At 69.9% G+C, this 23,221-nt stretch carries 14 protein-coding genes; 10 read left to right on the plus strand and 4 right to left on the minus strand.

Annotated features, from left to right (window positions below):
* Positions 1 to 337 precede the first annotated feature (337 nt).
* On the plus strand, positions 338 to 628 hold the full coding sequence (locus Q2K21_RS08415; RefSeq protein ID WP_310768256.1) for a hypothetical protein: 291 nt from the start codon (positions 338 to 340) through the stop codon (positions 626 to 628).
* A gap of 94 nt (positions 629 to 722) precedes the next feature.
* On the opposite strand, the gene Q2K21_RS08420 is transcribed toward Q2K21_RS08415, so the two are convergent.
* The gene (locus Q2K21_RS08420) at positions 723 to 3,566 is read right to left on the minus strand and encodes a glycoside hydrolase family 3 C-terminal domain-containing protein (RefSeq protein WP_310768259.1); all 2,844 of its coding nucleotides are present in this window, start codon (positions 3,564 to 3,566) and stop codon (positions 723 to 725) included.
* A gap of 539 nt (positions 3,567 to 4,105) precedes the next feature.
* Here Q2K21_RS08420 and Q2K21_RS08425 point away from each other — a divergent pair.
* A complete protein-coding gene (locus Q2K21_RS08425) occupies positions 4,106 to 6,073 on the plus strand; it encodes a beta-galactosidase (RefSeq protein ID WP_310768260.1) in 1,968 nt (655 codons plus the stop codon).
* Positions 6,074 to 6,159: 86 nt separating this feature from the next.
* Positions 6,160 to 8,364 carry a glycosyl hydrolase family 95 catalytic domain-containing protein gene (locus tag Q2K21_RS08430; protein ID WP_310768261.1) on the plus strand — a complete coding sequence of 735 codons (2,205 nt, stop codon included), beginning with the start codon at positions 6,160 to 6,162 and terminating at the stop codon, positions 8,362 to 8,364.
* 225 nt (positions 8,365 to 8,589) lie between these two features.
* Here the strand turns inward: Q2K21_RS08430 and Q2K21_RS08435 are convergent, their stop codons facing one another.
* Positions 8,590 to 10,632, minus strand: coding sequence for a glycoside hydrolase family 31 protein (locus Q2K21_RS08435; protein ID WP_310768263.1), 2,043 nt, complete (start codon positions 10,630 to 10,632; stop codon positions 8,590 to 8,592).
* Between the two features lie 350 nt (positions 10,633 to 10,982).
* A complete protein-coding gene (locus Q2K21_RS08440; protein WP_310780724.1) occupies positions 10,983 to 11,996 on the minus strand; it encodes a LacI family DNA-binding transcriptional regulator in 1,014 nt (337 codons plus the stop codon).
* A 489-nt stretch (positions 11,997 to 12,485) separates the two neighbouring features.
* Here Q2K21_RS08440 and Q2K21_RS08445 point away from each other — a divergent pair, with 489 nt between their 5' ends.
* The 4 genes from Q2K21_RS08445 to secA all read left to right on the plus strand — a co-directional run bounded on the left by Q2K21_RS08445 (position 12,486) and on the right by secA (position 18,396).
* Complete coding sequence (locus Q2K21_RS08445) at positions 12,486 to 12,710, plus strand: GH12 family glycosyl hydrolase domain-containing protein (RefSeq protein WP_310768266.1); 225 nt, start codon at positions 12,486 to 12,488, stop codon at positions 12,708 to 12,710.
* 201 nt (positions 12,711 to 12,911) lie between these two features.
* On the plus strand, positions 12,912 to 14,852 hold the full coding sequence (locus Q2K21_RS08450; protein ID WP_310768268.1) for an acyl-CoA dehydrogenase family protein: 1,941 nt from the start codon (positions 12,912 to 12,914) through the stop codon (positions 14,850 to 14,852).
* Between the two features lie 49 nt (positions 14,853 to 14,901).
* Positions 14,902 to 15,513, plus strand: coding sequence for a hypothetical protein (locus tag Q2K21_RS08455; RefSeq protein ID WP_310768271.1), 612 nt, complete (start codon positions 14,902 to 14,904; stop codon positions 15,511 to 15,513).
* Between the two features lie 54 nt (positions 15,514 to 15,567).
* Positions 15,568 to 18,396 carry a preprotein translocase subunit SecA gene (secA, locus tag Q2K21_RS08460; protein ID WP_310768273.1) on the plus strand — a complete coding sequence of 943 codons (2,829 nt, stop codon included), beginning with the start codon at positions 15,568 to 15,570 and terminating at the stop codon, positions 18,394 to 18,396.
* Positions 18,397 to 18,428: 32 nt separating this feature from the next.
* Here secA and Q2K21_RS08465 read toward each other — a convergent pair whose 3' ends face one another.
* Positions 18,429 to 18,881 carry a lamin tail domain-containing protein gene (locus Q2K21_RS08465; RefSeq protein WP_310780727.1) on the minus strand — a complete coding sequence of 151 codons (453 nt, stop codon included), beginning with the start codon at positions 18,879 to 18,881 and terminating at the stop codon, positions 18,429 to 18,431.
* Positions 18,882 to 19,068: 187 nt separating this feature from the next.
* On the opposite strand from Q2K21_RS08465, the gene dxr reads away from it, so the two are divergent.
* The 3 genes from dxr (at position 19,069) to ispG (ending at position 22,973) form a co-directional block, all read left to right on the plus strand.
* Positions 19,069 to 20,334 (plus strand): 1-deoxy-D-xylulose-5-phosphate reductoisomerase, encoded by a 1,266-nt coding sequence (dxr, locus tag Q2K21_RS08470; protein WP_310768276.1) that lies wholly within the window; start codon positions 19,069 to 19,071, stop codon positions 20,332 to 20,334.
* Positions 20,331 to 21,635 (plus strand): M50 family metallopeptidase, encoded by a 1,305-nt coding sequence (locus tag Q2K21_RS08475; protein ID WP_310768278.1) that lies wholly within the window; start codon positions 20,331 to 20,333, stop codon positions 21,633 to 21,635. Before dxr ends, Q2K21_RS08475 begins: the two co-directional genes overlap by 4 nt.
* 180 nt (positions 21,636 to 21,815) lie before the next feature.
* Entirely contained in the window at positions 21,816 to 22,973 is a 1,158-nt protein-coding gene (ispG, locus tag Q2K21_RS08480) for a flavodoxin-dependent (E)-4-hydroxy-3-methylbut-2-enyl-diphosphate synthase (RefSeq protein ID WP_310768280.1), read from the plus strand.
* Positions 22,974 to 23,221: the final 248 nt, after the last annotated feature.

Below are 23,221 nucleotides of genomic sequence, written 5' to 3' on the forward strand. Positions count from 1 at the left end.
GGCCTCGCCCTCGCCCCCGCCCACCGGCGAGCAGGTGCCGGTCAAGGCCCCCCACCTGCGGGTTCTCCGCGAAGAGGCGGCTTTGCGGTGAGGGGCGGTTCACCCGTTCGGGCTAGTCGGCGTCGCGGCGTGCTTTGCGCGCACTTACGTTCGACAGGGGTGTGTGCGGTTCTCGGTTCGGGAGCCACCCGACGGACCACGCCCACGGGAGGCAGTCATGCGTCTCATCGGACTACCCACCGTCGCCGTCGCAGGGTGCGTCGCACTGGGGCTGTCGGCCCCCGCTGCGACGGCGGCCGACGGAGATCACCATGACCCTGTCGCCAGTGTGACCAACATGAAGGTACGGCCCGGCGATACCGTCGACCTGACCTTGCGCAACTGCACCGACCCCAGTCAGGGCGGACGTGCCCAGGGCTCGCTCGTCGGTGGCAACACCACCGCGAGATCCCCCATCGAGAACACGGAACTCACTCCCAGCGTCAACGCGGGCGAAGCAGCAACACTCGAGGGCGTGGCCAGCATCAGCTCCAACGCCAAGCCCGGGAACAACGAGACGATCTACTTCGTCTGCAACTCGAACCCGGACAAGGTCGTGGACGTCCCCGTCTTCATTGCGCCCGATTGAGCGGGCCCTGGAAGGCTGGACCGTGTGAAAGGGCCCGGCACCGATGCCTTCCGGTGCCGGACCCCTTCCCCATGCGTCGGCCTCGTCCGGACCCTCAACCGGAGAAGCCGACGTGCGCGAGCCGCAGCGGACCGCGCAGCCTGACGTGGACGTCGTGCACACCCGCGGCGGTGAAGGCGGCGTCCAAGGTGGTGTAGTCGTACGGGCCGGTGGGCGTGCCCAGGGTGAGTACGGCCGACGGCTCGCCTTCGCCCAGTGAGAGTTCCACCACGCCCTCGCCCGCTACCTGCGCCGACACCCCCGTGACACCCTTCCCGCCGAAGTCGCAGGCGCGGAAGACCAGTTCGCTCGTGCCCCCGTCCACAGGGATGACCGCGTCACCCGACACCTTCGTACGGTCGACGATCGCGGTGTTCCGCTGCTCGTCGAAGTCGGCGGCGTTCAGGCCGCGTTCGCCGACCGGACGCGGTCCGGCCGCCTCGCCGTCCAGCTCGATCGTCGTCCGCAGCCGGATGTCCTCGCTCGACGCTGCCGCCAGGAGTTCGTACGAGCCCGGCTCGATCCGCGCCCGGCCGTGCGCCACGTCCCAGAACTCGAAGGCGCGCAAGGGGACTTCGAAGGTCAGCTCCACGGAGGCGCCGGGCGCGAGGTGGACGCGGCGGTAGGCGACCAGCTCGCGGCGCGGGCGCGGTACGGACGGGGCGACGGCCCGGGTGTAGAGCTGGGCCACCTCGTCCGCGGCCCGCGCGCTCGTGTTGGTCACGGTGAAGGAGACCGTCAGCCGGCCGTCCCGCACATGGGTGGCGAGGTCGTCGTACGCGAACGACGCGTAGGACAGTCCGTGCCCGAACGGGAACAGCGGTGTCCCCTCGAAGTACAGATACGTCTGACGGGCGCCGATCACGTCGTAGTCGAGTAGATCGGGCAGGTCCGCGTCGTCCGCGTACCAGGTCTGGGGGAGGCGGCCCGCGGGGGAGACGTCGCCGGACAGCACTCGGGCGAGGGCGGTGCCCACGGCCTGGCCGCCGTGCGCGGTCCACAGGACGGCCGGGAGGTCGGAAGGATCGACCGCGTACGGGTACGCGGAGACCAGCACCAGCGCTGTGCGCGGGTTCGCGGCGCGGGCCGCGCGCAACAGTCGCTCCTGGTGGGCGGGCAGGCGCAGCGTCGTACGGTCCTCGGTCTCGCGGCCGTTCAGGTGCGGGTCGTTGCCCGCGAACACGAGCACCACGTCCGCTCCGGCCGCCACCCGGGCCACCGCTTCCTCGCCGCGCTCGGTGACCTCCAGCTCGAAGACCTCCGCACCGGAAGGATTCTCCTCGGCAACCTTCACGCCGTCGGCGGCGACCGACACATACCCGCCCGTGCCGACGTGCTTGAGGAGGTGGCCGCTGCCATGGGCTTCCAGGCGGAAGGTCTCCTGGACGACCCAGCCGCCGGGCTGGTCCGCGGACGCGCGGACGTACCCGTCGTCGGCGACCGAGAGGTAGCGGCCGTCGGGGGCGCGGAGGGTGAGCAGGCCCTCGCCCCAGTCGATCAGCGCGAGATCGGTGCCCTCCGCGTCGGCGGTGAGCGGAGGCAGGTCGGTGCGGCCCCGCAGCAGCGCCGGGTCCAGCGCCCCCTCCGCGCCGCGCACCTCCTGGCCGGCGTCCACCACGGGCACCCGCAGATACGTGCCGGCCTCGGTCTTGAGGCGTACGCGGTCCACGCCCTCCGCGAAGTCCACGCGGCCGGCGCCGAATCGCTCGTACAGGCCCTCCAGGGGGGTGGACCGGTGGATCAACGTGCCGCTGTACCAGTCGAGTTTGCACTCGTCGGCGAGCAGGCCGACCGCCGCGACGCGCACGTCCCCGGCGAGCGGGAGCAGGCCGTCGTTCTTCAGCAGCACGACCGTCTGCTCCGCCGCCTCCTGGGCGAGTGCGCGGTGGGCCGGGGTGTCGAAGTCGCCGGTGCCCGCATGCGGGTCCAGGCGCGGGTCGAACTCGCCGAGCCGGAAGCGGACCGCGAGCTGGCGGCGGACCGCCCGGTCGATGTCCTCCTCGCTCAACAGGCCTTGGACCAGGGCGCCCTGGATGCGCGCGGTGATTGTCGAGGCGTCCGTGCCGTGGTCGGTGAAGCTGTCCACGCCCGCCCGGAGCGCGGCGGCCGTGGCCTCCTCATGGGTGTCGAAGTAGTGCTCGGAGTCGACCAGGTTGGAGGGCGCACCCGCGTCCGAGCAGACCAGCAGCTCCTGGTCGGTCCAGGTGCGCAGGTGCTCGCGCAGATACGGCGAGACGTGGTTGGGGCGGCCGTTGACCAGGTTGTACGCGGGCATCACGCCGGCCACCGCGCCCGCCTCGACCGCCTCGCGGAACGCCCGCAGGTCGTACTCGTGCAGCACGCGGGGGCGGACCGAGGAGGAGGTGGTGTCGCGGTCGGTCTCGTTGTTGTGGGCCAGCCAGTGCTTGAGGACGGGCGCGGTGCGCCAGTACGTCGGATGGTCGCCGCGCAGGCCGCGCGTGTACGCCGTCGCGATCGCCGAGGTGAGCTTCGGGTCCTCCGAGTAGCCCTCCTCGTTGCGGCCCCACAGCGGGTGGCGCAGCAGGTTCACCGTGGGGGACCAGACGTTGAGGCCGACACGGTCGTCGCGGGCGCGCATCGCGCGGACCTCTTGGGAGACGGCCTCACCGACACGGCGTACGAGGTCGTCGTTCCAGGTCGCGCCGAGCCCGACCGCCTGCGGGAACACGGTCGCCGGGCCCATCCACGCCACCCCGTGCAGCGCCTCCTGGCCGGTGCGGAACGCGGCGACGCCCAGGCGCTCGACCGCGGGCACGCACTGGTGCAGGAACGCGACCTTCTCGTCGAGCGTGAGCCGCGTCAGCAGATCGTCGACGCGCTTCGCGAACGGTAGCTGCGGATCACGGAAAGGGGGCGTGGAGGGCGTCTGTGCGGTCACGTGGAGATCCTTCTGAGGCGGAACGGTGGGGACCTTTCGAAGCGCTTCGATGCGCTTCGATGCTCATTCGGCTCCGGGGCGGTGTCAAGACACCCAGACGCAACAACTCTGTTTTCCGCCCTGATTTTCAACCCTTCACGTAAGTCCCGTCCGCTCTTTCCCACCTCGGAGGAATCTGGGCAGCGACCCTTGTGCACCCCCAGGTGTTCACCTAACCTCGCAGGGGCTTCGAAGCGCTTCGACTGCGGAGGGCCCACTCCGCGTTCTCCTACACCTCCGATGTCCGCCGCCGCTTCAGCTCAGGCAAGTTCCATTCGAGACACCGCAGCCGATGGCTCCTCCGCCGGGTGTCCTGGTGCGCCATGAAGGGTTGACGCAATGACGCCGAATGACGCCTCCTCCCCGTTCCTGCAGAAGCACTTCAAGAAGGGCATGCTGGTCGGCGCGGTCAAGGGCTGAAGCCCGAGCACGGCGGACCACAGGCCCCACCTCCCCACGCCCCAAGAACGACGCACCCTTCACGAACGGGAGCTGGTTTGATGCCGCAGTTCAGTGACGCCACCCGCGGCCGGATCCTCTTCGGTGGCGACTACAACCCCGAGCAGTGGCCCGAGGAGACCTGGCACGAGGACGTCCGGCTGATGAAGGACGCCGGTGTCAACTCCGTCACCCTCGGCGTCTTCTCCTGGGCGAAGCTCGAACCCGAGCCGGGGGCACGGGAGTTCGACTGGCTGGACACGCTGATGGACCTGATGCACGACAACGGCATCGGTGTCGTCCTCGCCACCCCCACCTCCTCACCGCCCCCGTGGATGGGCCGCCTCCACCCGGACACCCTGCCCCGTGACGCGGACGGCCACATCGAATGGTGGGGCGGCCGCCAGCACTTCTCGCACTCCAGCGCCACCTACCGCCACTACGCCGCCGCCATCACCGAGGACCTCGCCGCCCGCTACGCCGGCCACCCCGCCCTCACCATGTGGCACATCAACAACGAGTACTGCACCTTCGACCACGGCGACGAGGCGGCCGCCGCCTTCCGCCGGTGGCTGCGCGAGAAGTACGGCACGCTCGACGGCCTGAACACCGCCTGGGGAACGGCCTTCTGGAGCCAGGGCTACGACAGCTGGGACGGCATCCTGCCCCCGCGCCGCGCCCACTACCTGAACAACCCCACCCAGGTCCTGGACTTCCGGCGCTTCACCTCCGACATGCTCCTGGAGTGCTACGTCGCCGAGCGCGACATCGTCCGCCGGCACACCCCGCGCCTCCCGGTCACCACCAATTTCATGTCACTGTGGATCGGTCAGGACGCCTGGCGCTGGGCCGAGGAGGAGGACGTCGTCTCCGTCGACATCTATCCCGACCCGCGCGACCCCCTCGGCGCCCAGCACGGCGCCCTCGTCCAGGACATGACCCGCTCCCAGGCACGCGGCCCCTGGATGCTCATGGAACAGGCGGCCGGGCCGGTCAACTGGCGCGGCGTGAACCACCCCAAGCCGCGCGGCGTCAACCGCCTGTGGTCGCTCCAGGCCGTGGCCCGCGGCGCGGACGCCGTCTGTTACTTCCAGTGGCGCCAGTCCCGGCAGGGTGCGGAGAAGTTCCACTCCGGGATGGTCAGCCACGCGGGGGAGCGGGGCCGCACCTTCCAGGAGGTCAAGCAGCTCGGCGCGGAACTCGCCCGCATCGGCCGCGAAGTGGCGGGCAACCACACCGCCAACGAGATCGCGATACTGCACGACTGGCACTCCTGGTGGGCGGGCGCGCAGGACGGCCGGCCCTCCACCGAGGTCGACCACCCCGCCGTCGTCCACGCCTGGCACCGCGCCCTGTGGGATGCCCACCTCACCACCGACTTCGCCCACCCCGAGCACGACCTCACGGCGTACAAGCTCGTCGTCGTCCCCCAGCTGTACGCGCTCACCGACGCGGCGATCGAGAACCTCCTCGCGTACGTCCGCGGCGGCGGCACCCTCGTCTGCGGCTTCCTGACCGGCGTGGCGGACGAGGACGACCGAGTACGGCCCGGCGGCATGGACGCCCGCCTGCGCGAGCTGTTCGGTATCCGCACCCTGCACGAGTGGTGGCCGCTGGACGCGGGGGAGAGCGTCGAGTGCGACGGCTTCCGCGGGTCGCTGTGGTCGGAGGAGATCGAGGCCGACGGCAGCGACGACGAGACGATTCGCTACAAGGGCGGGGAACTGGACGGGCTGCCCGCCGTCCTGCGCAAGGGGCGCGCCTGGTACGTCTCCACGCTCCCGGAGCCCGACGAGCTGCGCGGCCTGCTCGGCCGGATGGCCGCCGAGGCGGGCGTCCGCCCGGTGCTCGACCGGCTCCCGGCGGGCGTCGAGGCGGTCCGCCGGGGCGACCTGCTGTTCCTGCTCAACCACGGGCGGGAGGCGGTGACGGTCGAGGTACCCGGAACCCACCGGGACCTGCTCACCGACACCACCGTCACGGACGAGCTCTCCCTCGGCCGCTACGGAGCGGCGGTGCTCAAGCCATGATTGCCACGACCGCGATGACCGCCACGACCGAGATGACCACCACGACCGCGATGACCGCCACGACCAGGATGACCGCCACGACAGCCATGACCCACGCACCCGTCCACGGCACCTGGGAGCCGACCCCCGCCGCCCGCTGGGAGGACGCCTTCCTCAGTGGCAACGGCCACCACGGCACCCTTGCGTTCGGTGATCCGAACGACGACCGTGTCATCGTCACCCACCACACCCTCGTACGCCCCAACGGCAGCGAACATGCCCGCCCACCGCGCCTCGCCGCCGAACTCCCCGCGCTCCAGGAGCGGCTGCTCGCCGGTGACCTCACCGCCGCCGAGGGCTTCACGGACGGACGACCGCTCCAGTGGGTGCAGCCCTTCCATCCCGCCTTCCAGATACGACTCCGGAGGCCCTCCGGCGACCGGCAGGGCTACCGCCGGTCCGTCGACTTCACCACCGGCGAGGCGACGGCCGGCTGCGACGGCTGGACCAGCCGGGTCTTCGTCTCCCGCGCGGACGACGTGATCGTTCAGCAGGTGACCGGCCCGGACCTGACGCTCGACATCTCCCTGGACCACCAACTCCCCAGCGCACCTGCCAGGTTGGGAGTCGGCTACGGCGCACTCCGCACCCCCGAGGGCGCCCTGCTCAGCCTCCGCGCCCGCTACCCGGACAGCGACCGCGCGTACACCGGAGTGACCCTGGTCGCGGTGACCGGCGGCACGGCGACCCTCACTCCGCCGGGGGTGCGTGTCGCGGGCGCGGCCTCGGTGCTGCTCCTCACCCGGGTGCGACGGCACACCGGCGAGGCGGACGTCACCGAGGAGGCGCGAGCCCTGCGCGACCTGGTCGGCGAGGCGGCGCAGCGGCCGTACGAGGATCTCCTCGACCGGCACCTGGCGCTCCACCGCACCGCCTACACGCGGGTGACCCTCGATCTGCGCGCGGACGAGGCCGAGCGTGCCCTGCCCGGCTCGGAGGTGCTCAAGCGCCCCGGAAGCGCGGCTTTGCTGGAACGCCTCTTCGCGGCCGGCCGCTACCACCTGCTCTCCGCCAGCGGTCTTCTCCCGCCCCGCCTCACCGGCCTGTGGACCGGCGACTGGGACACCGCCTGGTCCGGGGCGTTCACCACCGATGCCAACCTCAACCTCCAGACCGCCTGCGCCGCTGCCGCGGCACTCCCCGAAGTCACCGAGGCACACGCGTCCCTGATCCAGCGTCAGCTGCCCGACTGGCGCGCCAACGCCCGGGCAGTCTTCGGCGCCCGCGGCGTCGTCGCGCCCCCGCACACCGACGGCGAATCCGGGTACACGTACCACTTCAGCCGCGAATACCCGCTCCACCTGTGGACCGCGGGCGCCGACTGGCTGCTCAAGCCGCTCGTCGACCACGACGAGACCCGCGGCGCACGCGACCCGCGCACCGCCGCCGCCCTCGCCGAAGTCGCCCTCTTCTATGAGGACTTCCTCACCCGCACCGACGAGGACGGCCACCTGGTCGTCGTCCCTTCCTACTCGCCGGAGAACCGTCCCGCGAACGCCAGTTGGGGTGCCGTCAACGCGGCCATGGACCTCTCGGCCGCCCGGCACGCCCTGCTGACGGCGGCCGCCTACCACCCCGGACCCGACGCGGACCGCTGGCGCGCCCTCGCCGACCGGCTCCCGCCCCACCGGATCAACGCCGACGGCGCGCTCGCCGAATGGGCCTGGCCCGGCCTCGACGACACCTACGACCACCGCCACCTCAGCCACCTGTACGGCGTCTGGCCCCTCGACGAGATCAACCCGTACGACACCCCGGAGCTCGCCAAGGCCGCCCACCGTGCCCTGGAACTGCGCGGCGCGGAGAACCACTCGGCGCACGGCCATCTGCACCACGCCCTGATCGCGGCCCGGCTCAGGGACGCCGACCGGATCGCCCACGCGCTCGCCCAGGTGCTGGAGGGCGACTTCTTCCACGCCTCCCTGATGAGCGCGCACTACCCCGACCGCGACGTCTACAACGCGGACGCCGCGCACACCCTGCCCGCCGTGCTCATCGAGATGCTCGTCCAGTCGACCCCGGACCGGCTGGTGCTGTTGCCCGCACTGCCGAAGGCCTGTCCGGAGGGCGAACTCCGGGGCATCCGGACGCGGTTCGGCGCGGAGCTCGACCTCAGCTGGACCCCGCACGAAGCGACCGCGGTGATACGCCCCACCCGTACTCACCGCATCGAACTGCGGACTTCCTCCGGCGCACAGCCGCTCGACCTCGTCGCCGGAGAAGACCACGTCCTCACCCTGGGGGCGCGGTAACCCGCGCGACTCCCCCCAGGCTGTGCTGTGTCAAACCGGGCTGGTTCCAACCCGGCTGGTGTTGATCGCGTAAGACCTGTCGGACCGCTGGCCCGTAGGCGAGGTGAGCCAGGAATCCCCCTGCTTCAGCTGGGGGAGGGTTCAAGAACAACCTGACCGTCAGCAGCAGCTGAACCGCTCCACCTGACTGTGCGGCCGGCCCCGCGAGGGACCGGCCGCACACCGCTATGCGACGATCGGCAGCTCGGCCCCGTCCCTGAGGAACAGCGGGAGCCGGTCCAGCGGCGCCTCCACGGTGACGGCCGCGCCGCCCTCGTACGTCTCGCCCGTCCACGCGTCGGTCCAGCGCGCGCCCTGGGGAAGGTGGACCGTGCGCGTCGTCGCGCCCGCCGTGAGCACCGGCGCGACCAGCAGGTCCGGGCCGAAGAGGTACGCGTCGTCCACCTGCCAGGCCGCCTCGTCCTCCGGGAACTCCAGGAACAGCGGCCGCATCACCGGCAGCCCCTCCTCGTGGGCCTGCCGCATGACCGTCAGGATGTACGGCTTCAGCCGTTCGCGCAGCCGCAGGTACGTCTCCAGGATCGCGCCGGCCTCCTTGCCGTACGACCACACCTCGTTCGGGCCGCCGGTCATCGCCGGACCCAGCGGCATCGCCGGGTCGCGGAAGCCGTGCAGACGCATCAGCGGGGACAGCGTGCCGAACTGGAACCAGCGGACCATCACCTCCCGGTACGCCGGGTCGTCGGGGTCGCCGCCGTGGAAGCCGCCGATGTCCGTGTTCCACCACGGGATCCCGGAGAGAGCGGTGTTGAGACCGGCCGCGATCTGGCGGCGCAGGGTCGCGAAGTCGGTGCCGATGTCGCCGGACCACAGGGCGGCGCCGTAGCGCTGGCTGCCCGCCCACGCCGAGCGGTTGAGGGTGACGACCTCGCTCTCGCCGGCCGCGAGCATGCCCTCGTAGAAGGTGCGGGCGTTCTCGCGCGGGTAGAGGTTGCCGACCTCCAGGCCCGGACCCGCGTAGTAGCGCAGGTTCTCCGGGAAGCCCGGCTTGATCTCCGGCTCGCAGGCGTCCAGCCAGAAGGCCTTGATGCCGTACGGGTCCAGGTAGTTCTCCTTCACCCGCGACCACACGAACTCCCGTGCCTCGGGGTTCGTGGCGTCGTAGAAGGCGACCTGGACGGTCGAGGCGACCTCCTTGTCCGGCCAGTCGGCGTGTGCCAGCGGGCCGTACTGGGTGCCGATGAAGTAGCCGCGCTGCTCCATGAGCTGGTGGTTCTCGGACAGTGGGGAGACCGAGGGCCACACGGACACGACCAGTTTGATGCCCAGGTCGTCGAGTTCACGGACCATGGCCGCCGGGTCCGGCCACTCCTTCGGGTCGAACTTCCACTCGCCCAGGTGCGTCCAGTGGAAGAAGTCGCAGACGATGACGTCGATCGGCAGTCCGCGCCGCTTGTACTCCCGTGCCACGGACAGGAGTTCGTCCTGCGTGCGGTAGCGCAGCTTGCACTGCCAGAAACCCGCCGCCCAGTCGGGCAGCATCGGCGTCCGGCCGGTGACCGTGCTGTAGCGGCGCTGCGCGTCGGCGGGGGTGCCCGCGGTGATCCAGTAGTCGATCTGCCGGGCCGAGTCCGCCACCCAGCGTGTGCCGTTGTCCGCCAGCTCCACGCGGCCGATCGCCGGGTTGTTCCACAGCAGGGTGTAGCCGCGGCTGGAGGTCAGGACCGGGATGGAGACCTCGGCGTTGCGCTGGACCAGATCGAGGACGGTGCCCTTCTGGTCGAGGCGTCCGTGCTGGTGCTGGCCCAGGCCGTACAGCTGCTCGCCGTCGTACGCGGCGAAGCGCTGTTCCAGGCGGTGGTGGCCGTTGCCGACGGCGGTGTACAGACGCGGGCCCGGCCACCAGAAGTGGGCGCGTTCCTCGGCGAGGATCTCGGCCGAGTCCTCGGTGCGCAGGAAGCGGATCAGTCCGTCGGCGCCGACGTCGACGGTGAGCGCGCCCACCGTCAGCCGCCCGCGCCCCTCCTCGATCTTCACCGTGCTCTCGGACGCCGGCGGGCCGTCGAGCAGGGCGCCCGGCAGTCCGTCGAGGACCGGGCCGCCGAGCCGGGCCCGTACGCGCACGGCGTCCGGCCCCCACGGCTCGATACGTACGGTCTCTTGCCGGCCGCTCCACTCCAGCGCGCCGTCCCGCTCACGGAACGTGCCCACGGTGGGGGAGGACTGGGCGAGGCTGACCTCGGGCGGGCTTGCGTCAGGCTGGTTCACGCGGTGCTCCTGGGGGAGTGCAGGGAGGAATGTGCCTGGAGTGGTGCGGACAGCGGTGTGTGGCGCGAGTGCCTACAGCCGGATGTCTGTAGGACGAGTGCGGACAGGAATGCGCCTTGAGGGGCGCGGACAGGGACGTCTGAGGGAGCCCGGACAGGGATGTGTCCGGAGGAGCGCGGACAGGGATGTGCCTGGAGGAGCGCGGACAGGGATGTGCCTGGAGGAGCGCGGACAGGGATGAAGCACGGACCCGGCGTGCCCCGGCGGGACACGCGCTGGGGCGGGACCCCGCGGTGCGGCGGGACCCCGCGGTGCGGCGGGACCCCGCGGTGCGGCGGGTCGCCGTCGCCTCAGGTCGCGGAAGGAGCCGGACCCGTGCTCGCCCGGACCGTCAACTCCGGGGCGAGCAGCACCACTTCGTCCGTTCCGCGGCCCTCCAGCTTCGCGACGAGCAGCTCGACGGCGCGCCGTCCCATCTCCTGCGCGGGGATGGCCACGGACGTCAGCCGTACCGACGCCTGGGTGGCGACCTGCTCCGGGCAGACGGCGATCACGGAGACGTCCTCGGGTACGGCCCGGCCCTGCTGGCGCAGCAGCGCGAGCAGCGGTTCGACCGCGGACTCGTTCTGCACGACGAACCCCGTGGTGCCCGGCCGCTCGTCGAGGATCCGGGCCAGGGTCAGGGCCATCGCGTCGTACCCGCCCTCGCAGGGGCGGTGCAGCACCCGCAGTCCCAGCTCCCGCGAGCGGGCGCGCAGGCCGTCGAGGGTGCGTTCGGCGAAACCGGTGTGCCGCTCGTAGACGGCGGGCGCCTCGCCGATGACAGCGATGTCACGGTGACCCAGTTCCGCCAGATGCTCGGCGCACAGGGCGCCCGTCGCGCCGAAGTCGAGGTCGACACAGGTCAGCCCGGAGGTGCTGGCGGGCAGTCCGATGAGCACCGACGGCTGGTCCGTCTCGCGCAGCAGCGGCAGCCGCTCGTCGTCGAGTTCGACGTCCATCAGGATCATCGCGTCGGCGAGCCCGCTGCCCGTGACCCGGCGCACCGCGTCGGGACCCTCCTCGCCGGTGAGGAGCAGCACGTCGTACCCATGGGTGCGCGCGGCGGTCGCCACGGCGATGCCGATCTCCATCATCACCGGCACGTACATGTCCGTGCGCAGCGGGACCATCAGCGCGATGATGTTGGACCTGTTGCTGGCCAGGGCGCGGGCCCCGGCGTTCGGGTGGTAGCCGAGCTCCTGGATGCTCTGCTCGACCCGCTGCCGGGTGGTCGCGGAGATGGAGCGCTTGCCGCTGAGGACATAGCTAACCGTGCTCGCCGACACTCCGGCGTGCTGGGCAACCTCGGCGAGGGTGACCATCAAGCTCTCCAAGGGGGTGAAGCGCTTCGACAGTGCGCGCATTACGGAAAGAGAGTGTGTGAGGGTGACTCGACAGTAGCTTGAGGAAGGGGGGCTGTCCATAGCCTGTCGAAGCGCTTCGACAGCGAAATTCCTCGACGGAATTACTTGGCGTGCACGGCAACCCCCGCGCTCCCCGGCGGCCACTGAAGGGGCGTACACGAACCGTCCCCCCGGAAGGACCCCCGATGCAACACCGTCGACCGCGCCTGTGCAAGAAGGCGAAGACCCTGACCGCCCTCACGGTCGTAGCCGCGGCCGTCGCCGGCGTCACCGTCGCCCAGGCGGGGGAGACGAGCAAGAAGTGCGCCGCCTTCGACACGATCACGCTCGGCAAGTACTACCTGAACAACAACCTCTGGGGCCAGGACAACGGCAAGGGCACCCAGTGCCTCTGGGACAACTCGCAGTCCGGCTCCACCATCTCCTGGCGTCAGCCTCGGCGGCGCCATGTGGGACATCTACCGGGGCGACATCGGCTGGAAGGTGTACTCCTTCGTCCGCCGCGCCAACACCACCAAGGCCACGATCGACCTGAACGACTTCACCCAGGCCCTGGTCCGCCGCAAACTGCTGAGCAACGACAAGTACGTCTCCGGCATCGAGGCGGGCACCGAGGTCTTCAAGGGCACAGGCCGACTTGACACCGAGGCGTACTCGGTGGACATCGGCTGACGGCGTTTCCCGGGCGGGTGGTTGCGCGAGGACTGGTGACCTCGCCCCGAATCGGGTACCAACGATCGAGTAGCACCGATCAGTAACGTACGCCCGCAAGATCGCTGTACGGCACGGTTGGCAGCCGTACGGCGTCTTGATCGGCGTACGCCCCACAAGATCCCGATTCGCGAGATCCCGATTCGCGGCGAGGTGAGCCTCATGTCCGCATCACCAGCACCCAATCCCAGGCCCACGGTCACCGAGCGTGAGGCCCGCGAGGTCGCCGAGGCCGCGCGCGAGCAGGACTGGCGCAAGCCCAGCTTCGCCAAGGAACTGTTCCTCGGCCGCCTCCGGCTCGACCTGATCCATCCACACCCCCAGCCCGCCGACGAGCACGTACAGCGCGGCGAGGAGTTCCTCGCCAAGCTGCGCGACTTCTGCGAGACCCGGATCGACGGCGCCCGTATCGAGCGCGAGGCCCAGATCCCCGACGAGACGATCAACGGTCTCAAGGACCTCGGCGCGTTCGGCATGAAGATAGACACCAAGTACGGCGGTCTCGGCCTCACCCAGGTGTACTACAACAAGGCGCTCGCTCTGGTCGGCTCCGCGAGCCCCGCGATCGGCGCGCTGCTGTCCGCGCATCAGTCGATCGGAGTACCGCAGCCGCTGAAAATCTTCGGCACCCAGGAGCAGAAGGACACGTTCCTGCCCCGCTGTGCCCGCACCGACATCTCGGCGTTCCTGCTCACCGAGCCGGACGTGGGCTCCGACCCGGCCCGGCTCGCCACCACGGCGGTACCGGAGGGGGACGACTACATCATCGACGGCGTGAAGCTGTGGACCACGAACGGCGTGGTCGCCGACCTGCTCGTCGTCATGGCGCGGGTCCCGAAGTCCGAGGGCCACAAGGGCGGCATCACGGCGTTCGTCGTCGAGGCCGCGTCGGAGGGCATCACCGTCGAGAACCGCAACGCCTTCATGGGGCTGCGCGGCCTCGAGAACGGCGTCACCCGCTTCCACCGGGTCCGCGTCCCGGCCGCCAACCGCATCGGCCCCGAGGGCGCCGGCCTGAAGATCGCGCTGACCACGCTCAACACCGGCCGCCTGTCCCTGCCCGCGATGTGCGTGGGCGCGGGCAAGTGGTGCCTGAAGATCGCCCGGGAGTGGTCGGGAGCCCGTGAGCAGTGGGGCAGGCCGGTCGCGCTGCACGAGGCGGTCGGCTCGAAGATCTCCTTCATCGCGGCGACGACCTTCGCCCTGGAGGCGGTCGTCGACCTGTCGTCGCAGATGGCCGACGAGGACCGCAACGACATCCGCATCGAGGCCGCCCTCGCCAAGCTGTACGGCTCCGAGATGGCCTGGCTGATGGCCGACGAACTGGTCCAGATCCGCGGCGGCCGCGGCTTCGAGACCGCGGAGTCGCTCAGGGCCCGCGGCGAGCGGGCGGTCCCGGCCGAGCAGATGCTGCGCGACCTGCGCATCAACCGCATCTTCGAGGGCTCCACCGAGATCATGCACCTGCTGATCGCCCGCGAGGCGGTGGACACCCACCTGTCGGTGGCCGGTGACCTGATCGACCCGGACAAGTCCCTATCCGACAAGGCGAAGGCGGGCGCGAACGCCGGTGTCTTCTACGCCAAGTGGCTGCCGAAGCTGGTGGCCGGACAGGGCCGGATCCCGGGCGCCTACGGCGAGTTCCGCCAGGAGGTCGACCTCTCGCCGCACCTCAGGTACGTCGAACGCGGCGCCCGCAAGCTCGCCCGCTCCACCTTCTACGGCATGTCCCGCTGGCAGGGCCGTATGGAGACCAAGCAGGGCTTCCTGGGCCGGATCGTGGACATCGGCGCCGAGCTGTTCGCGATGAGCGCGGCCTGCGTGCGCGCCGAGCACCTGCGCAGGACCGGGCAGCACGGACGCGAGGCGTACCAGCTCGCCGACGCCTTCTGCCGGCAGTCCCGCATCCGCGTCGAGGAGCTGTTCGGCCGCCTGTGGACCAACACCGACGAACTGGACCGCAGGGTGGTCAAGGGCGTCCTGTCCGGTACGTACGAATGGCTGGAGCAAGGGGTCGTCGACCCGTCCGGCGAGGGACCGTGGATCGCGGACGCGGCCCCCGGCCCCGCCCGTCGGGAAAACGTCCACCGCCCCATTCGCTGAACTTTCGGCGAGGCGAACCTCCGCCCCATTCGCTGACCCTTTCCGCGGGGTGAACCTCCGTCTCTTTCGCGGACTTTCACCCCGCGCGTGCATCGCCGCCCCGTCCGTCATTCTGCTGCTTGCCGCCCTGAACCAATGCGACAACAATGGGCGAAATGGCGAACGGGGACGGCAGATGCGCCAAGGTGTCGGGGAAGAACACACTCACAGAATTTCCGCACTGCTGACGCGCGCCCGGAATCAGGCGCGCCGGCAGCTCGACGACATGGATACGGTACGCGCGCTGCGGACCGTACGGAACGATGTTCTGCCGCTTGCGGAGAAACTGCGCAGGGCGGCTCCGGACACCTTCGAGGCGCACCGGGACGCGCTGGCAGTCCTGTTGAACGACTGCGCGCTCGCCGTGGTCGACGAGGAGCCGAAACCGCCGGTCGCCTCTTTCGAGCCGATTCCGGTCCGGCGAATCGACCTGAGGGACGTCGACGCGCTCCTCGACGCCGGGCGGCCGGGCGAAAGGCCCGTCATTCAGCAGCTTTTCCGCAGTGCCGTGGAGTTCGCGAAGGACCCCGTACTGCGTGAGGTGATCAAGGCCAATCAACAAGGCGTCCACATTCTCCAGCGGGCCAACCACTGGATACGGATGCTCGTGGACGCGATGTAGCGGGGGGTTGTTCCAGTGCCGGGTCTCGGTCTCGACAAAATCACCGGCCGGATCATGCGGGCCGGAGAGGGCCGCGTGCTGCGCCACCTGGAGCGCAGCGCCGCGCAGGTGGGCCTCTTCCAGGAGGAGTTCAAGGCGCTGAGCGACGAGGAACTCCAGGGCCTGACGCCGCGGTTCAGGGAGCGGCACGCGAACGGCGAGAGCCTGGACGCCCTGCTGCCCGAGGCGTTCGCCGCGATGCGCGAGGCGGCCGCCCGCACCCTCGGCATGCGCCACTACGACGTCCAGGTCATGGGCGGCGCGGCCCTGCACCTCGGCAACATCGCGGAGATGCAGACGGGCGAGGGCAAGACGCTGGTGGCCACGCTGCCCGTGTATCTGAACGCCCTGACGGGCAAGGGGGTTCACGTCGTCACGGTCAACGACTACCTGGCCGGGCGGGACGCCGAGTGGATGGGCCGGGCCTACCGGTTCATGGGCCTGACGGTGGGCGTCATCACGTCCGGGTCGACCCAGGCCGAGCGCCGCGGCCAGTACCGCCACGACATCACGTACGGCACCAACACCGAGTTCGGCTTCGACTATCTGCGCGACAACATGGCCTGGTCGAAGGCCGAACTCGTCCAGCGCGGCCACCATTTCGCGATCGTCGACGAGGTCGACTCCATCCTCATCGACGAGGCGCGCACACCGCTGATCATCTCGGGGCCGACCGACGAGACCACCCACTGGTACGAGGTGTTCGCCGAACTCGTGACGAGGATGCAGGGCGTCCCCGTACAGGAGGAGCTCTACACCTCCCTCGCGCAGAAGGACGAACTACAGGCCCTGCGCGCCCGCTTCCACTACGAGTACGACCTCAGGAAGCGCACGGTGGCGATCCTGGACCGCGGGGTGGAGTTCGTCCAGGACCAGCTCGGCATCGACAGCCTGTACGAGTCCGACCACACCCCGCTCGTCGGGCATCTCCACAACGCCCTCAAGGCCAAGGAGCTCTTCCGCAAGGACACCGAGTACGTCGTCGGAAGCGACGAGGTCCTGATCGTCGACGAGCACACCGGCCGCATCCTCCCCGGCCGCCGCTACAGCGAAGGGCTGCACCAGGCGATCGAGGCGAAGGAGAAGGTGACGGTGAAGGAGGAGAACCAGACGCTCGCCACGATCACCCTGCAGAACTTCTTCCGCCTCTACGAAAAGCTGTCCGGCATGACCGGCACGGCGATGACCGAGGCCGCCGAGTTCCACCAGATCTACCAGCTCGGCGTGGTCCCGATCCCGACCGACAAGCCGATGCTCCGCCAGGACCGGCCCGACCTCATCTACCGCACCCAGGCGGCCAAGTACGACGCGGTCGTCGACGACATCGCCGAGAAGCACGAGAAGGGCCAGCCGGTCCTGGTGGGCACGACCACCGTCGAGGTCTCCGAACTGCTCAGCCGGCGACTCACCCAGCGCGGCATACCCCACCAGGTGCTCAACGCCAAGAACCACGAGCGCGAGGCGCAGATCGTCGCCCAGGCCGGCCGCAAGGGCGCGGTCACCGTCGCCACGAACATGGCGGGCCGCGGCACCGACATCATGCTCGGCGGCAACCCCGAGGCGATGGCCCTGGCCGAACTGGCCGAACTGGCCGAACGGGCCGAACTGGCCGAACGGGCCGAACGGGCCGAACGGGCCGGACGGACCGAACCCGCTGAGGGGGCGACCAAGGAGGCGACCAAGGAGGCGACCAAAGAGGCGACCAAAGAGACGGCCGAGGAGACGACCGACGAGGAGCGCGCGGTGGTGCTCAAGCGGATCACCGCCGAGGTCGCGGCCGAACGCGAGGAGGTCAGGGAACTCGGCGGGCTCTACGTCCTGGGCACCGAACGCCATGACTCCCGGCGCATCGACAACCAGCTGCGCGGCCGCTCGGGGCGCCAGGGCGACCCCGGGGTCTCCCGGTTCTACCTCTCGCTCCAGGACGACCTCATGCGGTTGTTCAAGGCCAGGCTGGTGGAGCGGGTGATGGAGGCCACCAACGTCCCCGACGACCTGCCCATCGAGAACACGATGGTCACCCGTGCCGTCGCCTCCGCCCAGGCCCAGATCGAACGGCAGCACTTCGAGTCCCGCAAGGACGTCCTGAAGTTCGACGAGGTCCTCAACCGCCAGCGCACCCTCATCTACGCCGAGCGCCGCCGGGTCCTGGAGGGCGCGGACCTGCGCGAGCAGATCGGCCACTTCATGGACGACACCGTCCGCGCCTACATCGGGCAGGAGACCGGCGAGGGCTTTCCCGAGGAGTGGGACCTGGAACGGCTGTGGGGCGCCCTCAGGCAGCTCTACCCGGTGGGGATCACCGTGGAGGAGCTGGAGGACGCCGCCGGCTCGCGCGCCGACCTCACCGCCGACGCCCTCGTCGAGGCGGTCACCGCCGACATCCACGCACGCTACGCGGACCGGGAGGCGGAGCTCGGCGCCGAGGTCGTGCGCGAACTGGAACGCCAGGTCGTTCTCTCCGTGCTCGACCGCAAGTGGCGCGAGCACCTCTACGAGATGGACTATCTGCGCGAGGGCATCGGACTGCGCTGGACCCTCGGCCGGGAGCCGGTCGTCGAGTACGAGCGCGAGGGCTACGACATGTTCGTCGCGATGACCGACGCGATCAAGGAGGAGTCCGTCGGCTTCGTCTTCAACCTCGACGTCGCGGGCCCCGGCACGCAGGACTCCGCCCTGGAGCACCGGAGCACCGACGGACTCCATTTCAGCGCGCCGACGATGGACACGCCCGATGGTGTCGTGGAGGGGGACTTCGCGACGGCTCCCGCGGACGCCGAGCCGTCCGCCGAGCCGCCACGCCGTCCCGGGAGGTCCCGCAACCGGCGCCGCCGCAGGCGATAGCGCCCTTCAGGGGTACGGGGCCGTGACAAGGCTCAGCAGTACTTGTCGCTGGGGTCCCGCGTGGTCCAGGAGCAGGAGTCGACCTTGCTCCCGTTGGCCTTCGTCAGCGTCGCCGTGTCGCTCGTGTTGTTCCAGACGTACGCCCGGCGGTTCTGGAACTTGTCCGCCGTCGTGTCCGTGCCCCGGCCGGTGTGCACCTTCATCGTCCTGTGCGCCCCGATTTTTACGTTCAGGAACGTGTACTTGTGGTTCGAGGCGTCCTTCAGGACCCAGCCCTTCAGCGAGACCGCCGAGGAACCGTTGTTCTTGATCTGTACCCACTCGGCGTTGAGGCTCTTGTTGGAGCGGTTGTCCGAGCCGGGGCTGTCGAACCAGACGTGGTAGATGGTCACTCCCCCGGCGGCCTGAGCCGGAGTGGCCAGGAGTGCCGTGCCCATCAGGGCCACGGCGCCCGCGAGCGCGGGCAGGGCGGCGCGTATGCGCATGGAGATCCCCCCCAGGATGTCGTCCAGCGGCCGGTCGTCCGCCGGCCAGGACTGAAGTGGTATCACAAGATCTTCACGTGGTCTTCACAAAGGGCGATTTCGCTTCATTCATCGGCGAAGGCCGATAAGCCACACGCCCGAGGGACACCCTGTCCTCCCGGCGCCGCCGTGCGGCAACAATGGAGGGATGAGCGACAGTCCAGCCCCCCTTGCCGACCCCCATCTCGTCTTCGACCCCGTGGACGGAGTGCGGGACGTCGTGATCCTCGGCTCCACCGGCTCGATCGGCACCCAGGCCATCGACCTCGTGCTCCGCAACCCCGACCGGTTCAAGGTGACCGCGCTCTCCGCCGCCGGCGGCCGGGTCGGACTGCTCGCCGAGCAGGCCCACCGCCTGCGGGTGCGCACGGTCGCGGTCGCGCGTGAGGACGTCGTACCGGCCCTGCGGGAGGCCCTGAGCGCGCAGTACGGCCCCGGAGAGACCCTCCCGGAGATCATCGCCGGACCCGACGCGGCCACCCACGTCGCCGCCTCCGACTGCCACACGGTCCTGAACGGCATCACGGGTTCCATCGGCCTCGCACCCACCCTCGCCGCCCTGGAGGCGGGCCGTACGCTCGCGCTCGCCAACAAGGAGTCGCTCATTGTCGGCGGCCCGCTGGTGAAGGCCGTGGCCAAGCCCGGCCAGATCATCCCGGTCGACTCCGAGCACGCCGCCCTCTTCCAGGCCCTCGCCGCCGGTACCCGCGCCGATGTGCGCAAGCTGGTCGTCACCGCCTCCGGTGGCCCGTTCCGCGGCCGGACGAAGGCGGAGCTGGCGAACGTCACGCCCAAGGACGCCCTCGCTCACCCCACCTGGGCCATGGGCCCCGTCATCACGATCAACTCCGCGACCCTCGTCAACAAGGGTCTTGAAGTGATCGAGGCACACCTGCTGTACGACATTCCCTTCGATCGCATTGAGGTTGTCGTGCACCCGCAGTCGTATGTCCACTCGATGGTGGAGTTCACGGATGGATCGACGCTGGCGCAGGCGACGCCCCCCGACATGCGGGGGCCGATCGCCATCGGACTCGGCTGGCCCGAGCGGGTGCCCGACGCGGCGCCCGCCTTCGACTGGAGCACGGCGTCGACGTGGGAGTTCTTCCCGCTCGACAACGAGGCGTTCCCGTCGGTGGGGCTCGCCCGGCACGTGGGACAGCTCGCGGGCACGGCACCGGCGGTGTTCAATGCCGCCAACGAGGAGTGCGTGGATGCGTTCCTGAACGGCACCCTGCCGTTCAACGGGATCATGGAGACGGTCACCCAGGTGGTCGAGGAGCACGGCACCCCCCGTACGGGAACTTCCCTCACCATCGTGGACGTCCTCGAAGCGGAGACCTGGGCACGTGCCCGGGCAAGGGAACTGACGGCGCAGAAGGCGCAGACGGCAATCGCGGAGGCTCGTGCATGACGACCTTGATGATGATCCTCGGCATAGGCGTCTTCGTGATCGGACTGCTGGTCTCGATCGCCTGGCACGAGCTGGGGCATCTGTCGACGGCCAAGCTCTTCGGCATCCGCGTGCCGCAGTACATGGTCGGCTTCGGCCCGACCATCTGGTCGCGGAAGAAGGGCGAGACCGAGTACGGCATCAAGGCGGTCCCGCTCGGTGGCTACATCCGCATGATCGGCATGTTCCCGCCGGGCCCGGACGGCCGTATCGAGGCCCGTTCCACCTCGCCCTGGCGCGGGATGATCGAGGACGCCCGGGCGCAGTCCTTCGAGGAGCTTCAGCCCGGTGACGAGGACCGTCTCTTCTACACGCGCAAGCCGTGGAAGCGGGTCATCGTCATGTTCGCGGGCCCCTTCATGAACCTGGTCCTCGCCGTGGCGATCTTCCTCGGCGTGATGATGACGTTCGGCGTGCAGACCCAGACCACCACGGTCTCCAAGGTCTCCGACTGCGTCATCCAGCAGAGCGAGAACCGTACGAAGTGCGGCAAGGACGACCCGGCCGCGCCAGCCCAGGCCGCAGGCCTCAAGCCGGGCGACAAGATCGTCGCGTTCGACGGCACGCAGGTGAAGGACTGGTCCGCCCTCCAGTCGGACATCCGTGCCAACCCCGGCAAGGACGTCACGATCACCGTCGAGCGCAAGGGCCAGAAGGTCGACCTGCGCGCTCACCTGATCAAGAACCAGGTGAGCAAGACGGACGGCAACGGCGGCTATGTCGAGGGCAAGTACGTGTACGCCGGCTTCCTCGGCTTCACACCCGCCTCCGGCATCGTCGAGCAGTCCTTCGACCAGTCCGTGCAGCGCATGGGCGACATGATGGAGAACGGCGTCGAGTCGCTGGTCTCCCTGCCCGGCAAGATCCCCGCCCTGTGGGACGCGACCTTCGGCGACGCCCCGCGCCAGCCGGACTCCCCGATGGGCGTGGTCGGCGCGGCCCGCGTCGGTGGCGAGGTGTTCACCCTGGACATCCCACCGTCCCAGCAGATCGCGATGATGCTCCTGCTCGTCGCGGGCTTCAACCTGTCCCTGTTCCTGTTCAACATGCTCCCGCTGCTGCCGCTCGACGGTGGGCACATCGCGGGCGCCCTGTGGGAGTCGCTGCGCCGTGCCGTGGCCAAGGTGCTGCGCCGCCCCGACCCGGGCCCCTTCGACGTGGCGAAGCTGATGCCGGTGGCGTACGTGGTGGCCGGGATCTTCGTCTGCTTCACCCTCCTGGTGCTCATCGCGGATGTGGTCAACCCGGTGAAAATCTCGTAGCCATCTCGCAGCCATACGGAGTTGACGGCGGCCGGGAAGACTTCCTTCCCGGCCGCCGCCCATTGGGGGGGTTTACGGACGGTGATGTGCTGGGGTCCACGCCCGTGGCGTAATCTCAGGGCTTGGAGCCCGCCGTTCCGGGACGAGGACCTTGATCCACAACTTGGGGTTGCACAGCAGATGACTGCGATTTCACTCGGCATGCCGTCCGTTCCGACCAAGCTCGCCGAGCGCCGCAAGAGCCGGCAGATCCAGGTCGGATCCGTGGCGGTGGGCGGAGACGCGCCGGTGTCGGTGCAGTCGATGACGACGACGCGCACCTCGGACATCGGCGCGACGCTCCAGCAGATCGCGGAGCTGACGGCGTCGGGCTGCCAGATCGTCCGCGTCGCCTGCCCTACGCAGGACGACGCCGACGCCCTCGCCACGATCGCGAAGAAGTCGCAGATCCCGGTGATCGCGGACATCCACTTCCAGCCGAAGTACGTCTTCGCGGCCATCGAGGCGGGCTGCGCCGCGGTCCGCGTCAACCCGGGCAACATCAAGCAGTTCGACGACAAGGTCAAGGAGATCGCGAAGGCCGCCAAGGAGCACGGCACTCCGATCCGGATCGGCGTCAACGCGGGCTCGCTGGACAGGCGGCTGCTCCAGAAGTACGGCAAGGCGACCCCCGAGGCGCTCGTCGAGTCCGCCCTGTGGGAGGCGTCCCTCTTCGAGGAGCACGACTTCCGGGACATCAAGATCTCCGTCAAGCACAACGACCCGGTCGTGATGATCGAGGCGTACCGCCAGCTGGCCGCCCAGTGCGACTACCCGCTGCACCTGGGCGTCACGGAGGCCGGTCCCGCCTTCCAGGGCACGATCAAGTCGGCCGTCGCCTTCGGCGCACTGCTCTCGCAGGGCATCGGCGACACCATCCGCGTCTCCCTCTCCGCGCCTCCGGTGGAGGAGGTCAAGGTCGGCAACCAGATCCTGGAGTCGCTGAACCTGAAGCAGCGCGGCCTGGAGATCGTCTCCTGCCCGTCCTGCGGCCGCGCCCAGGTCGACGTCTACAAGCTGGCCGAGGAAGTCACGGCGGGCCTCACGGGTATGGAGGTCCCGCTGCGCGTCGCGGTCATGGGCTGTGTCGTCAATGGCCCCGGCGAGGCCCGCGAGGCCGACCTCGGCGTCGCCTCCGGAAACGGCAAGGGCCAGATCTTCGTCAAGGGCGAGGTCATCAAGACCGTCCCCGAGTCGAAGATCGTGGAGACCCTCATCGAAGAGGCGATGAAGCTCGCCGAGCAGATGGAGGCCGAGGGCATCGCCTCCGGCGAGCCGTCGGTGTCGGTCGCCGGCTGACCTCCGACCCGACCACGTTCCAGGGAGTCCCGTCACCCGTCGGTGGCGGGACTCCGTCGTACCTCCGCCCGGACGCCTGTGCCAGGGCTGCGCGGCTCGACCTCCCACCGGTCCCCAAGTGCCGCCGCACGGCGTCGGCGGCCGGCTCGGCGGCGATGATGGCGAGCCGACGGCCTCGGCGTCTGCGAACGGGTCGTACCGCACCACGTCCGTGGCGGCCAAGAGCGCGCCGGAGTCCCCACTCGCAC

The organism is Streptomyces sp. CGMCC 4.7035, from assembly GCF_031583065.1.
GTDB lineage: Bacteria > Actinomycetota > Actinomycetes > Streptomycetales > Streptomycetaceae > Streptomyces > Streptomyces yaanensis.